This is a genomic window from Bradyrhizobium sp. AZCC 2262 (assembly GCF_036924535.1).
In the GTDB taxonomy this organism is placed as follows: Bacteria; Pseudomonadota; Alphaproteobacteria; order Rhizobiales; family Xanthobacteraceae; genus Bradyrhizobium.
Genome location: NZ_JAZHRT010000001.1, coordinates 2,148,576 through 2,162,969 on the forward strand (window position 1 = coordinate 2,148,576; position 14,394 = coordinate 2,162,969).

At 62.6% G+C, this 14,394-nt stretch carries 12 protein-coding genes and 1 pseudogene; 4 read left to right on the forward strand and 9 right to left on the reverse strand.

Annotated elements, in window-relative coordinates:
* Positions 1 to 97: 97 nt before the first annotated feature.
* The 4 genes from V1283_RS10110 to torT are packed head-to-tail and all read right to left on the reverse strand — an operon-like array spanning position 98 to position 4,814.
* The gene (locus V1283_RS10110; protein WP_334386311.1) at positions 98 to 1,105 is read right to left on the reverse strand and encodes an ABC transporter permease; all 1,008 of its coding nucleotides are present in this window, start codon (positions 1,103 to 1,105) and stop codon (positions 98 to 100) included.
* A complete protein-coding gene (locus V1283_RS10115; protein ID WP_334386312.1) occupies positions 1,098 to 2,123 on the reverse strand; it encodes an ABC transporter permease in 1,026 nt (341 codons plus the stop codon). Before V1283_RS10115 ends, V1283_RS10110 begins: the two co-directional genes overlap by 8 nt.
* Complete coding sequence (locus tag V1283_RS10120) at positions 2,120 to 3,712, reverse strand: sugar ABC transporter ATP-binding protein (RefSeq protein WP_334386314.1); 1,593 nt, start codon at positions 3,710 to 3,712, stop codon at positions 2,120 to 2,122. Before V1283_RS10120 ends, V1283_RS10115 begins: the two co-directional genes overlap by 4 nt.
* Positions 3,713 to 3,746: 34 nt before the next feature.
* Entirely contained in the window at positions 3,747 to 4,814 is a 1,068-nt protein-coding gene (gene torT / locus V1283_RS10125; protein ID WP_334386315.1) for a TMAO reductase system periplasmic protein TorT, read from the reverse strand.
* A 280-nt stretch (positions 4,815 to 5,094) separates the two neighbouring features.
* Here torT and V1283_RS10130 point away from each other — a divergent pair, with 280 nt between their 5' ends.
* Entirely contained in the window at positions 5,095 to 6,048 is a 954-nt protein-coding gene (locus tag V1283_RS10130) for a helix-turn-helix domain-containing protein (RefSeq protein ID WP_334386316.1), read from the forward strand.
* On the opposite strand, the gene V1283_RS10135 is transcribed toward V1283_RS10130, so the two are convergent.
* From V1283_RS10135 to V1283_RS10155, 5 genes are read right to left on the reverse strand one after another with little or no spacing between them, the layout of a single operon-like run.
* Complete coding sequence (locus V1283_RS10135; RefSeq protein WP_334386317.1) at positions 6,045 to 7,016, reverse strand: biotin-dependent carboxyltransferase family protein; 972 nt, start codon at positions 7,014 to 7,016, stop codon at positions 6,045 to 6,047. The genes V1283_RS10130 and V1283_RS10135 overlap by 4 nt on opposite strands.
* Entirely contained in the window at positions 7,006 to 7,881 is an 876-nt protein-coding gene (locus V1283_RS10140; RefSeq protein ID WP_334386318.1) for a 5-oxoprolinase subunit B family protein, read from the reverse strand. Before V1283_RS10140 ends, V1283_RS10135 begins: the two co-directional genes overlap by 11 nt.
* 17 nt (positions 7,882 to 7,898) lie before the next feature.
* Positions 7,899 to 9,266, reverse strand: coding sequence for an acetyl-CoA carboxylase biotin carboxylase subunit (locus V1283_RS10145; protein ID WP_334386319.1), 1,368 nt, complete (start codon positions 9,264 to 9,266; stop codon positions 7,899 to 7,901).
* Positions 9,267 to 9,275: 9 nt separating this feature from the next.
* Complete coding sequence (locus tag V1283_RS10150) at positions 9,276 to 9,518, reverse strand: acetyl-CoA carboxylase (RefSeq protein ID WP_334386320.1); 243 nt, start codon at positions 9,516 to 9,518, stop codon at positions 9,276 to 9,278.
* Between the two features lie 53 nt (positions 9,519 to 9,571).
* Positions 9,572 to 10,297: a LamB/YcsF family protein gene (locus V1283_RS10155; protein ID WP_334386321.1), complete on the reverse strand. Its 726-nt coding sequence runs from the start codon at positions 10,295 to 10,297 to the stop codon at positions 9,572 to 9,574.
* Between the two features lie 108 nt (positions 10,298 to 10,405).
* Between V1283_RS10155 and V1283_RS10160 the strand changes: the two genes are divergently transcribed.
* The 3 genes and pseudogenes from V1283_RS10160 to V1283_RS10170 form a co-directional block, all read left to right on the forward strand.
* Positions 10,406 to 11,332 carry a LysR family transcriptional regulator gene (locus tag V1283_RS10160; protein WP_334386322.1) on the forward strand — a complete coding sequence of 309 codons (927 nt, stop codon included), beginning with the start codon at positions 10,406 to 10,408 and terminating at the stop codon, positions 11,330 to 11,332.
* Positions 11,333 to 11,511: 179 nt separating this feature from the next.
* A complete protein-coding gene (locus V1283_RS10165; RefSeq protein WP_334386323.1) occupies positions 11,512 to 13,536 on the forward strand; it encodes a hydantoinase/oxoprolinase family protein in 2,025 nt (674 codons plus the stop codon).
* An 80-nt stretch (positions 13,537 to 13,616) separates the two neighbouring features.
* Positions 13,617 to 14,369: pseudogene (locus V1283_RS10170) on the forward strand (hydantoinase B/oxoprolinase family protein); the annotation flags it as partial.
* Between the last annotated feature and the right edge of the window lie 25 nt (positions 14,370 to 14,394).

A 14,394-nucleotide genomic window follows, 5' to 3' on the forward strand; every position in this document is an offset into this window, starting at 1 on the left:
GCCGCGCGGCGGCGCGTACGGGTTGAACGTTGAAGCCAGAACGCCGCCGGCGACGGAGGGCTCTTGAGATGTGCGGTCCTTCACCATCGTCGTATCCTCACGCCCGCGTTGAGCGAATGCGATCGAGAAAGATCGCTGCGATGATGACGACGCCAAGAAGAATTTGCTGGATATAGCCGTCGATCCGCAGCAAGTTCATCGCGTTCGACATCATGGTGATGAACAGCGAACCCAGAATGACCGGGATGACGCCGCCGACGCCGCCTTGCAGGCTCACCCCGCCGATCACCGCCGCCGCGATGCTCTCCAGCATCAAGCTGCCGCCGAGGTTGGGCTCGCCGGAACCCGTGCGCGCTGTCAGCATGAGCGCGCCGAAAGCCGCGAGCAGGGCGCCGAGAATGTAGGCGAGCAGCAGATATCGCCGGCTCGGAAGGCCGGCCAGGCGCGCCGCGCGCGGATTATTGCCGATCAAATAGAGGGCTCTGCCGAACACGGTGTGATCGAGAAGGAAATGCAGCAGTACGCAAACCGCCACCGCCAGCATGACCGGGACGGGAACGCCGGGGATGAGCGTGCCGTTGTAGAGCAGCAAACTGAAAGGGTCGGGGACGTCGAACACCGGCCGGCCGCCCGAAATCGTCGTGGCGAGGCCAAGACAGATGTTGAGGCTGCCCAAGGTCACCACGAAGGGATTGATGCCGAGCCAGGATATGAATCCGCCGTTGAACAGCCCGACGAGACAGCCGAACCCGAGTCCGGTAGCAAGTCCGGCCGCCACGACGATCCAGGGCGCGGCGTTCCCAGCGTCGAGGCCGGTCATGACCAGCGCGCTCGCGACACTGATCGCCGAGACGCTGGCGCCGAGCGACAGATCGAAACCGCGGGTCAGGATCACCACCATCTGTGCCGAGGCAAACAGCACCAGATAACTCGACTGAATGAGGATGTTGCGCAAATTGCCGACCGACAGGACGCGGGGCTCGATGAAATAGACGCCAAGCTCCATCGCCACGATCAGGATAGGCAGCAGAAGCGCCAGCAGGCTTCGCCACAGACTCCCCGCTGCCGTTTCTCGCGCGCGCGGCGCGACGTCGACCTCAGACACGCCTGGTACTCCGCGTTGAAAGCTCGTCGAGCGCAACCGCGAGGACGACGATGACGCCAAGAAAGATCGTCTGAATACGCGGGTCGATCGTGAGCAAGTCCATCGCATTGGTGAGAATGAGCAGGAACAGGGCACCGAGAGCGACCATCTCGACCTTGCCCACGCCGCCTTTCAGGCTCACCCCGGCGATCACCGCTGCCGCAATGCTTTCGAGCGTGAGCTGCGAATTGATCGCCGCCTGGCCCGAACCAATCTGTGCGGTCAGCGCAAGACCGCTGATCGACGCGAAAACCGAGCAAAGTGCATAGGTCGCCACCAGATAGAATCGCGTCGGAACGCCCGAGACGATGGCGGCCTGCAGATTGCCGCCTATCGCGACGATGTAGCGGCCCATGCGGGTGAAATTCTGCAAGACGAAGACGATGGCGACGATGGCGATCGCGAGATAAACCGCGCTTGGCAGCTTGAACCAGAGCCCGCGCCCGAAGCCGTCGACATAGCCGACCGGCATGCCGTAGACCGGGATGCCGTTGGTCAGCAGCAAAGCCGAGCCGGTTGCGATCGAGGCGGTGCCGAGGCTCACCATGAAAGGCGAAACGCTCAGGAAAGCCACGCAAAGGCCATTGACCAGGCCGACGAGAAAACCACAACCAAGCCCTGCGAGCACGCCGATGAGGATGATCAGGGCCGGCTGATCGGTCATCTGTCCCTTGAGGCTAGCCATGACCAGCGCGCTCGACACGCTGGTCAAAGCCACGACCGCGCCGACCGACAGGTCGAAGCCGCCCACCATGAGAACCAGCATCTGGCCGACGGCAAGGATCACCAGATAGGACGAACTGCGCAGAACATTCAGAACATTCGGCAAGACGAGGAAATGCGGCACGAAGATCGCAAATAGCACGATGAGCCCCACCAGCATGATCGGCAGGAAGCCGATTGCGGCGTAGAGACGATAGAACTTGTCGAGCGCGACATTCGGCGCCGCGCCGCCGTGGTCCGTGCTTTTCACCATCATGTTGTCATCGCGCGGTTCGCAGGCGCCGGCCCGTCTTCAAGCCGCTTTTCCCGGAAAAAATGCGAAAAAATTTCACTCTCGTTGATATCAGCCCCTGAAAGTTCGGCCACCATCTGCGAGCGGTGCATGACGTACAGCCGATTCGACAGGTTCATCACCTCGGGCAGTTCGGAGGATACCAGGACGACGGCCGCGCCCTCCGCCACCAATGATTTCATCAATTCATAGACCTCGATTTTGGCGCCGACGTCGATGCCGACCGTCGGCTCGTCGAACAGGAAGACCGAAATGTCTCGGGTCATGCCGCGGGCGAGCAATACCTTTTGGCGGTTTCCGCCGGACAGTTTGGCGACCGTCCGTTCGATCTGGGGCGGGCGCAGCTTCAGCTTGTCGACGATGCCCTGAATGGCGCGCCGCTCGCTCGCGCGCCGCAGGATGCTCGCCTTCGAGAATGTCGGCAGGTCGAGCGCCGCCATCGAGGCGTTCTCGCGGACGGGCCTTCCGAGCGCCAGTCCCTCGGCGACGCGGTCTGATGGAAAGTAGCAGACCCCGCGCCGCAGCATGTCGATGGGAGTGGCGCGCGCCGCCATCTCCTCGCCCCTTACGCGGATGGTGCCCGAGGCGACCGCCTCGATTCCGTAGACGGCGCGCACGATCTCCGATTTGCCGCAGCCGACGAGGCCGGCAATCCCGGTGATCTCGCCGGCACGCGCATAAAAGCTGACGCTCGTTGCCGAAAGATCGGCAAGCGTGACGTCGTCGACCTCGAGGAGTTTTTCGGCCGGCCGATGATCGATAGAAGGGAACAGCACGCCGACCTTGCGCCCGGTCATCAGTTCGACGAGTTCGCTTTCGGAGACGTCGCCCGACTTGACGGTAGTGATTTTGCGCCCATCACGGAGCACGGTGATGAGGTCGCCGATCTTCTGGAATTCCTGGATGCGGTGCGACACATAGATGATGCCGACGCCGGCGCTCTTCAGCCGGCCGACCAGCGCGAACAGGTTCTGGGTCTCGGCCTCGGTGAGAGAGGCGGTGGGTTCGTCAAGAATAAGCAGACGCACCTCGGTGAGGAACGCCTTGGCGATCTCGACCATCTGCTGGTGGGCGCGCGACAACTCGCCGACCTTTTGGTCGGGCACGATGTCGAAGCCGAGCTCGCGGATCACCGAGCGCGCCTTGGCACGCATTGCCGCGTGATTGAGGAAGCCACCGGCGCCGAGCTCCCGGCCAAGGAAAAGATTCTCTTCAACCGTCAGCTCCGGCACCAGGCTGAATTCCTGGAACACCGGACTGATCCCCATCATCCGCGCCGCATGAGGCTTGAGGCGAACGAGGCTGCGGCCGCGGAACTTGAACTCGCCGGCGTCGGCAGCGAAGGCGCCGGCGATGATGTTGATCAAGGTCGATTTGCCGGCGCCGTTCTCGCCGAACAGCACGTGCACCTCGCCCGCCCGCAGATCGAAATCGATGTCGTCCAGCGCCAACACGCCGGGGAAGCGCTTGGAGATTCCAGTCATTTCGAGGAGAAGATCCCCGCCGACCGCCTGTGCGGCCGGCGGGGTCTCAGTCAGGCTAATCTCCATCATGCCGATCCCGTCGATGTTGGTCTGAATCAGACGGTCACATCGCCGCCTTGACCGAGAATACCGCCTTGAAGTCCGACGGTGCGAGGACGAGGCCGAGATTGATCTTATCCATATTGTCCTTGCTGATCATGTCCGGAATCGCTTTGGCGCTCTTCACATAGGGCTGTTTTTCGAGAACGCGCACGGCAGTGTCGATCGCGATGCGGCCCTGCAGAACCGGGTATTGGGTAGCGAAGCCCAAAATCTCGCCCTTCTTCAGGGAGTCGAGCATCGCCTGGTTCTCATAGGACGACATGATCAGCGCGTCCTTCCGTCCGGCCTGGGCCACAGCTCCGACCGCGGCTTCCGCCGCCGGCGCGCATCCCCAGATGACGTTCATGTCGGGATAGGCCTGTAGCGCGTTCTGGATCAGGCCGAGCTGCACCGCGACGCCTGAATCGCCGAACTTGTCGCCAAGCATGGTGACGTTGCTCTTGCCGTCGACCGCCTTTTTGAAGCCTTTGAGGAAGTCTTCGGCCCAGCCGGAGCCGGCAGGGCCCGGGAAGGTCGCGACCTTGGCGGGTTTGCTCTTGAGATAGTTCATCAGGTAGAGGCCGGTCTGCTCGCCCATGGTGTCGAAGTCGACCGTCATCTTCGAGGTGACATTCGATTTGGACACGGGATTGACGGTCGAGATGATCGCCTTGCCCGCCGCTACGCCTTCCTTGATCTTCTTGTCGAGTCCGGCCTCCGAAATCGGTCCGACGATGATCGCGTCGAAATTGCCGGCCATGCAATCGTCGAACTGTGACAACTGCTTTGGCAGGTTCTCATAGCCGCCGGCCTCGTAGAGCGTCATGTTCACGCCCATCCGTCGTGCTTCTTCAACCACGCCATAGTCGGCGGCGACCCAGAAAGTATCCTTCATGTGCGGAAACAACACGCAGATGTTCCAGGGCTTGGCGGCTTTCTCGAGCGGCGAATATTCCGACTCTTTCGCCGATCCGGAATCGAGATTGTAGATTTTCGCCGGCCACCATTTGTCGGCGGCGTTGGCCGTTCCACTCAGGGCGAGGGCCGTCATCGCTACGGCCGTCGCGACTATCGGAGCTGCGTATCTCATCTGTGTCTCCTTGCTCTACGTTGTACCAACCTGGGCGCCGCCCACCCACACGCGACAGGTATAGAAGGTCGTGCGGCGACGGCCTTCACGTTCGTATGCCGAAATATTCGAACTGCGGCGACCGCATGACGGACCGCGCTGGCGTCAGTAGAATCCGCTTGCACGTTAGAGCGAACTTGCGGCATGGTCTTTGCTTTGAGTGAACGCTAGTTTGATTTCTCGTGCACCTCGCAGACGAGACATCGCAAGACGGCGCGAGGCTCAAGGAGCCGGAAGCTCGATGAAGGCCACCATCACGACCAGATCGATGGATCCGTCTTACCGAAGCCGTCAATGGCATGAGGCGATCGCCGCGACCTATTTTCCCCTCGACCTTCAATTCGCCGAGCCTGACCGTTTCGCGGGCGATCTTTCCATCTGGCAGGTCGGCGATTTCTCGCTGTCGCACAACATTTCTGCAGGTCTCATGTATCGGCGGTCGCCGTATCATCTGAGCGCCGAGCGGGAGGAGCAATTCCTGGTGACCGTGCCGACGCGTTCCGAAGTCGTCTTCACGCAGGGAGGAAAGGATATCCGCTGCCGGCCCGGCGGCTTTTTCCTCGAACGCAGCCACGAGCCCTACGAGTTCAGCCACACCGTACTCGCGGAAATGTGGGTCATCAAAATCGACGCCAAAGCGCTCGGTGGCCGCATTCGAGCGCCCGACCGCTTCTGCAGCGTGCAATTCGACGCGAAGAACGGCGCCGGCGGTCTGTTCACCGACATGCTGCGCTTGATTCCCGCGCGCTTTGACGCAATGTCGGCCGACGCGCGCACGATGGTCGGCCGTCATCTGATCGATCTCCTCGTGCTCTCCATCAAGTCGGATGAACGCACGCTCACTTCCGGCTCCTCGACCGTCCGGGAGGCGCATCTGAGCCGGATCGAAAGCTTTGCGCGCCGCAATCTCAACCGGGCCGATCTCGATCCGGACTTGATCGCGAGCGCCTGCGGCATCTCCACACGCTATCTGCACGAGCTCTTTCGCGACACCAACCAAACGATTGGCCAATGGATCAGGGGCCAACGGCTCGACGCCTGTCACGCCCAGCTGCGCGATCCCGCCAATCGTCTGACGGTCACCGAGATCGCCTATCGTTTCGGCTTCAGCGACCACGCTCAATTTTCGCGCACCTTCAGAGGTCATTTCGGCATGTCCCCGAAGGAATTGCGCGACCGGGCGCGCGGCGACTAGCCGAGCGACGCATGGAGTTTGCTCACTAACGTTTTCCGCTCGTGCCGCGCCGCGAGCGCCGCTTTCATATCCAGCGGCGCAAAGCGCACCGGCGTATGCGGTTGCAACTGGCCGATCAGATCCATATCGGCGGAGATCACCGTGCCCAGCATGAAGTATCCGCCGCCCGAGACCGCGTCGCGATGCAGAACGATCGGCTCGGTGCCGCCGGGGACCTGGATCGACCCGTAAGGATAGCAGGCGTCGACAATGTTCGAGGGATCGGAGCCGGCGCCGAAAGGCGGCGTGCGCGGCGCGAATTCGAGCGGACGCCCGCCGCGGAAGCGATAGGCGATGCGATCCGCTTCCGGCGCCACCTTCCAGGTATCCGCGAAAAAATCCCGACCGGATTGCTCCGCAACGCGATGCCAGTAAAGCCCTGGCAATACGCGTAGTTCGACTGAGGTGCCGGGTGCCCGCTGCACATCGGCGGCGATGGCGCGCCCTTGCTTGACGGGGGCGGCGGCGCCGAGTTTCAAACGGTCGCCAGCTTGAAGCGCGCGGCCCTCGTGACCGCCGAGAGCGCCGAGCACATAGGTCGACCGGCTGCCAAGCACGACGGGCACGTCTATTCCGCCGCCGATTGCAATATAGGCGCGCGCGCCCTTTTTCAGAAAGTCGAAGGACAGCGTTTGGCCTGCCTTTACCAAAAAGCTCGTCCATGTCTCGCGCGGCTCGCCATCGACCTTCGGTGGCAGCTCGGCGCCGGCCACCGCGACCATGCGGTCATCGGCGAAGGCGATCTGCGGCCCCATGAACACCGCTTCCAGGACCGCCGCTCCGGAATCGTTGCCGACGAGCAGGTTCGCCGCCTGCAAGGCAAGGCGGTCCATGCCGCCGGAAAGCGGAATGCCAAGATGATAATAACCGGGCCGCCCGAGATCCTGGACGGTGGTGGCGAGGCCGGGATTGACGATCTCAATGACCATGGAGCGCCTTCTCCAGCTTGCGGTTGTAACTGTCGATGTCGCGTTCGAACCCGGTGAGCGAAAAGGTCACGTCGCGCATCAGTGGCGCCAGCCGCCCGGCCTCCACATCTGCGACGGCGTCGTGATAGGCATCAAGCGTGATCGGCTTCCATTTCACCATGTCGCCAGGCCGGAACAGCGCCATGAATTCGCGGAGATAGCTGATCTCCTGACGCGGGTCGTAGATCGGCATCGGCGTGATCCCGAACATCTGGTAGCCGCCGGCGCCGCGCACCGAATAGATGCAACTGAAACAGCCGCCGTGACCGATCGTGAGTTTCGGCGTGTCGGTGCGCGGGCGCAGATATTTCGGCGCTTCGATCTGCCGCGAACGCTCGACCATCTGGTAGAGGAAGGGCAATCCGGCGACGAATCCCACCATCGAGACGAACCAGGGCGAGCCCGAATGCGCGGCGATGAAGTCCTCGACCGAGGCAAAATTATTGATGCGCGCCGCATATTCGATGTCGGTGGCGGCGGGGTCCTGATGCCGCTCGCGAAACCGCATCAAGGTTTCGCGCGTCCAAGGATCGTTATAGAGCACCGGTATTTCGATGATCCTCGTCTTCAACGACACGTCGGTTGTGTCGGCGGCCGATTCCAGTCGCTGTAATTCCCTGAGCATGTCGTCGGGGGCGATAAGATCGGGATCGAACTTGATCTGAAAGGAGGCATTGGCGGGACAGATTTCCGTCACCCCCTTGATCCGGCTCTCGCGCACGGCGTTGGTGATCGAAAGGCTTTTGAAGAACGCCTTGAGAGACATCTCCTCGTCGACCTCGACGAAGACATGCTCGTCGCCTCCAAAGGAATATCTCATGGTCATCGGCGCACAACTCCCATTCAGGCAAGATGCGATACGTTGGTCTCGAGCCAGCGCTCGAGGAACCTGGTGTCGAAGCGAAGGGCGCGGACGTCGGCGTCGCGTGTCAAGGCTTGGTGAAGCCCGATCGTGGTCTTCAGGCCCTCGATCTCGAATTCCCCGAGGGCGCGCCGCATGCGCGTGATCGCGGCGGCGCGGCTTTCATCCCAGACGATCAACTTTCCGATCAGCGAATCGTAGAAGGGCGGCACTGCGTAACCTGCGAACAGCATGCTGTCGAAGCGCACGCCAGGGCCGCCCGGAACGCGCAAGCCCGTGACGATGCCGGGGCAGGGCATGAAATCGTTGGCTGGATCTTCGGCGTTGATGCGGCATTCGATGGCATGGCCAACGCAACTGATGTCGGCCTGACGCAGGCCAAGCGGTTCACCGGCGGCGATCTTGATCATCTCGCGCACGAGATCGATGCCCGTGACGAACTCGGTCACCGGATGTTCCACCTGAATACGGGTGTTCATTTCGATGAAATAGAAATCGCGCGTCGTCTCGTCGTAGAGGAATTCAAGCGTGCCGGCGCCGCGATAGGAAACTGCCCGCGCCAATTCCACGGCGCTGGCGCAAAGACGAGCGCGGATTTCGTCAGGAAGGTTGGCGGCCGGCGCTTCCTCCCAGACCTTCTGACGGCGACGTTGGAGAGAACACTCGCGTTCGAAAAGGTGGACGACGTCGCGTCCGTCGCCGAGCACCTGCACCTCGATATGGCGTGCGCGCTCGATCACCTTTTCGAGATAGAGCCCGCCGTCGCCAAAGGCGGCTTTGGCTTCCGCGCTCGCCTGCGGCGCCAGCCGATCGAGTTCGGCGCGATCGTTGACGATACGGATGCCGCGCCCGCCGCCACCGGCCGCCGCCTTGATCATCACGGGATAGCCGAGGCGCGATGCGATCGCGCGCGCCTCTGCCGGATCATCGATACGGCCGCCGCTGCCGGGCACGGTCGGAACGCCAGCCTTGGCGGCGATATCCCGGGCCGCCGCCTTGTCGCCCATCAGGCGGATGACGCTTCCGGGCGGCCCTACGAAGGTCAGGCCCGCGGCCTCGACGGCGTCGGCAAAATCGGCGTTCTCAGCAAGGAAGCCGTAGCCTGGGTGCACCGCATCGGCCTGGCCCTCGCGCGCGGCGGCGAGGATGGCGTCGATGGCGAGATAGGATTTTGAGGCTTGCGCTGGTCCGACGTTCACCGCGACATCGGCAAGCTTGACGGCGAGTGAATTGGCGTCGGCGGCGCTGTAGGCCTGTACAGTCTTGATCCGCAATTCGCGCGCCGCCCGGATGATCCGGACTGCGATTTCGCCGCGATTGGCGATCAGGAGTGTCTTGATGGCCGCCATGCGTGGATCCTAGCCCTCGACGTCGGCGATCGGCTGGCCCGCCATGATCGGTTCTTCGTTGTCGATCAGGAACTTGACGATCCTGCCGCCGAATTGGGCGTGGATTGCGTGAAAAGACTTCATCACTTCGACAAGGCCGATGGTGTCGCCTGCGGCGATGCTGTCGCCCTCGGCCTTGAACGGCGGGGTGTCCGGCGTGGGTCTGCGGTAGAAAGTGCCGGGAAGCGGTGAAACGATCTGCTTGTTGGCCATGTCCGGTCCCAGTCCTCATGTTCAGGGCGTCGGTGATCGCCGGCCGCCTCGCGTCAATTTCGCAAATGATCTCCCAAAGCCTCGCGAACCGCAGTTGCGATCGCGACGGCGTTCGGCGTGTCGGAATGGACACAAATGCTATCGGCCCTCACTGCAATTTCCTTGCCACCGACGCTGCGAACCTTGCCTTCGCGGATCGCACGAAGGCAGCGCGCGGCGGCTTCCGAGGGGTCTCTTTCATCGTGCTTACGCGTGACGATCAGTGTGCCGTCGTCGGAATAATCGAGATCCGCGTAGAATTCCGAGACGAACTCATGGCCGCGCTCGGGGTAGATCCGCTCATGCAGCGTGCCGATCATGCCGAGCAGCGGCACTTTGAAGACGTCGGCCGCATCGCAGATCGCATGGGCGATCTCGGCCTGCCTGGCGGCCATCGCGTAGAGCGAACCGTGCGGCTTGATATGGTTCAGTCTCATGCCTTCGGCCTCAAGGAAACCCTTGAGGGCGCCTACTTGGTAGATGATGCAGTTGGTGAGCTCCTCGCGGGAGATCGCCATCTCGCGACGGCCAAAACCTTGCAGATCTGGCAACGAGGGATGCGCGCCGGCTCCCACGCCGAGGCGTTTGGCGAGACGAACCGTCTCGCGCATATGATTGAAGTCGGAAGCGTGGAAACCGCAAGCCACGTTGGCGATCGAAATCAGCGGCATCAATCCTTCGTCGTCGCCCATCCGATAGAGCCCGTAGGCCTCGCCCATATCGCAATTGATCGAGGCCAATGCTGCTCTCCGCCAGTCGCCCATCCGCGATTGAGACGGGAAGTATGGACGCGGACCGTCAGTATAGTAAAATAAGAAATTACGCTTGCCGGTATCGGGAAAACAGATATGCCGTTTTCGCTGAAGAAAATCCGCTATTTCATCGCGACCGCCGAAGCCGGCCAGGTCTCGCATGCCGGCATCCATCTCGGCGTCTCGCAATCGGCGATTACCGCCGCGGTGCAACAGCTCGAAGACGAGCTTGGGGTCATCCTGTTCTCTCGTCATCCTCAGGGCGTCTCGCTGACCGCCGAAGGCGCGCGGTTCCTGCAACTTGCGCGCAACATCATGGCGGCGGTCAACGAGGCGATGCGGACGCCGCTGGCGGAAGATGTCAAGCAATCCGGCAAGGTGCGGGTCGGAGTGACCTATACGGTCGCCGGATATTTCCTTCCGCCTCACCACGCGCGGTTCGCGCGGACCTATCCGCGCATCATGCTGGAGCTGATCGAACTGCCGCGCGAGGCGATCGAGAAGGGACTGGTGGACGGCTCGCTCGATATCGCCGTGATGCTGGTGTCGAATCTGCGCAACAAGCGAAGCCTCGCCTATGATACGCTGATCCGCTCACATCGCCGGCTCTGGCTACCGGTCGGGCACCCCTTCATGAAGCTTGAGACGATATCGCTCGCCGACATCGCCAGCGAGCCTTATGTCATGCTCACCGTCGACGAGGCGAAAAAGACCGCCGCCCATTATTGGCGGCCGAGCGGCTTGCGGCCAAAGGTCATTTTCACGACCTCGTCGGTCGAGGCGGTGCGGAGCATGGTGGCGGCCGGCATGGGCGTGACGGTATTGTCCGACATGGTGTACAGGCCATGGTCGCTGGAAGGGCAACGGATCGATACGCGCAACGTCGCCGCTGATATCCCGACCATGGATGTGGGCCTAGCCTGGGCGGTTGACCGGCCGTTTTCCGCGGCGACCAAGCTGTTCCACGATTTCCTCAATCTGAGTTTCCATGGCGCGGGAAGCGCGCCGGGTCATTTTCGTTGAGCCTGAGTTGGAGCGCTGGTTCCGTCGGGCAACGGTGGGCGATACGCTGACCAACAAACTTATGTGCGCTCGCCGACAAGCGAACCAAACGCCTAATGTCCTAGTGCGATTGGTAGCGAAGCCGCCGCCGTTGAACCGCCCGCGAGGGATCGGCGCGCCGATCAATGGGAGGACAATCCTTGCAGAATTTGCGCGTGGCCGTGGATGTCGGCGGGACCTTCACCGACATCTGCATCATGGACGAGACCACAGGCCTCATCCGTATCGAGAAGACCGCATCGTCTCCCGATCCGATCGACGGTATCATGGCCGGCATCAGCAAGGCAGCGATCGATCTGAGCAAAGTAGCGCTGTTCTCCCACGGCACGACGGTCGCCACCAATGCGCTGATCACGCGGCGTCTGCCGCGTACCGCGATGGTGTGCACCCAGGGTTTTCGCGATGTGATCGAGATCCGCCGCGCCAATAAGGAAGAATTGTGGGACGCCTACAAGGACGTGGTGAAGCCCTATGTGCCGCGTCGCGATCGGTTGACCGTCTTGGAGCGCGTCGACGCGCAGGGCGCAATCGTTACGCCGCTCGATGAGGCCGGCGGCCGCGAGGTCGCCCGCATCCTGAAGCGGCGCAACGTGGCCGCGGTCGCGGTTTGCTTCATGAACGCCTATGTCAACGGCGCGAACGAGCGGCGCATGAAGCAGATCCTGGAAGAGGAGATGCCCGGCGTGCCGGTCTCCACCTCCTCCGGCGTGCTGCCCGAAATATTCGAACACGAGCGTTTCTCCACCACGGTCGTCAACGCGGCCCTGAGCCCGGTGCTGGTCAATTACACCTCCCGCCTCGACGAGCGGCTGAAGCAGGACGGCTACACGCGCGACCTGCTGTTGCTGCACACCGGCGGCGGTGTGATGACGCCCGCGAGCGTCAAGGACTTCGCCGGGCGCCTCGCCGGCTCCGGCATAGCGGCGGGCGCGATTGCCAGCCGCCATATCGCGATGCTGTGCGGCTTTCAAAACTCGATCGGCCTCGACATGGGCGGCACGTCGACCGACGTCTCCCTGACCCATGAAGGCCAGTCGCGCGTCACCAAGGATTGGCACATCGAGTTCGGCTATCCGATCCGCTTCTCTTCGATCGAAGTGCTGACGATCGGCGCCGGCGGCGGCTCGCTCGCCTGGACCGACGAGGCGGGGTCGCTGCGCAACGGACCGCAATCGGCCGGCGCGAGCCCCGGGCCTGCGTGCTACGGCAACGGCAACCGGCGGGCGACCAATACTGACGCCAATGTGGTACTCGGGCGGCTCGGAACGAGCCTTGCCGGTGGCAAGATCATGCTCGATCGCGCGCTGGCGGCGGCGGCGGTGGACGAAGTAGCCGCATCCTTCGGCCTGACCCGCGAGGCAGCGGCCGATGCAATCATCCGCGTCGCCAATGCCAATATGTCGGATGCCGTCCGCCTGATCTCGATCAGCAGGGGATACGATCCGCGCGACTTCGCGCTGGTGGCCTTCGGCGGCGCCGGCGCGCTGCACGGGGCGGCGATTGCCAGGGACCTCTCGATTCCGGCCGTGATCGTACCGCCTAATCCCGGCGTCACTTCGGCCCTTGGATGTCTGCTGGTCGACGTGCAGCACGATTTTTCCGAAAGCTATTTCGCCGCCGCGGATGATGCCGATCCGGCCGCCATCGAAGCGGAATTCGGCAAGCTGGAGGCTTTGGCGCTGGAGCGTCTCGCCCATGAGGGGGTGGCGAGCGCCGACATCGTTCTGCAGCGCTCCATCGACATGATGTATCAGGGCCAGTGGCGGTCGCTGGCCGTCGCGGCGCCGAGCCCGATCGGCGCCATGCGCGATCTCACCGAAGCGTTCCACCGCAGCCATGAACGCGAGTATAATTTCCGGCGCGACGAGGCGCCTGTCGGCCTGTTCCGCCTCAACCTCAAAGCGATCGGAGTGGTGCCGAAGGCCGAGCTCGCGGCGCATGCGCCGACCGGAGCGACGCCGCAGCCGACAAGCCGGCGCCCGGTCTGGTTCGACGCAGACGCTGGGGTCGACACCCCCGTCTACGAGCGAGCAGACCTGCCGCCGGGTTTTTCGCTCAAGGGCCCCGCCGTGGTCGAGCAGGTCGATTCCACCGTCGTGATCCCGCCCGGAACGACAGCCTTGGTCGATAAATATCTCAATATCATCATTCGCGTGACGGAGTGAGTGCGATGGCCGCCAAACCTACCCTCGATCCCGTCACTTTCGAAGTGCTGAAGAATTCCTTCATCACCAGCGTCGATCAGATGGCCGAGCAGATTCTGCGCACCTGCTATTCTTTCGTCATCTACAACCGTGACTTCTCCAGCGCGCTGCACGATGCAAATGGCAACTCGGCGGCGCAAGGCAACCAGGACATCGCTGTCCACGTCGGCACACTGCATTTCACCTGCAAGGACGTGATGCGCGCCTTCCAGGGCGACATGCATCCTGGAGACGTCTACGCGATCAACGATCCCTATGCCGGCGGCACCCATTTTCCCGATGTGCGTCTAATCCGGCCGATCTTTTCCGATGGCAAGATCATCGCCTTCAGTCAATCGAACGGCCATTGGTCGGATGTTGGAGGTAGCGTGCCGGGTTCGTTCGACGTCACGGCGCGGGACATGTTCCGCGAAGGGCTGCGCATCACGCCCGTGCGCCTGTTCGACAAGGGATGCTTCTGCAAGGACGTCGCCCATCTCATCGCCGCCAATACCCGTGATCCGGCCTCGATCATCGGTGACATCCACGCCCAGGCGCAGGCGACCCAGGTATGTGAGCGGGAAATCCTGCGGCTTGTCGGCAAATACGGCCGCGAGACGGTCGAGACCGGTTTGTCCGAGGTGCAGGATTATGTGGAGCGCGCCATGCGCCAACGCCTTGCGGCGCTGCCGGACGGCGTTTGGGAGACGCAGGACTTCATCGACCGCGACCCCACGGGCTCCGAAGGGCTGATCCCGATCAAGGTCAAGCTCACCATCAAGGGCGAAAAGGCCATCTACGATTTCACCGGCAGTCATCCGACCATCGGCTCCATCTACA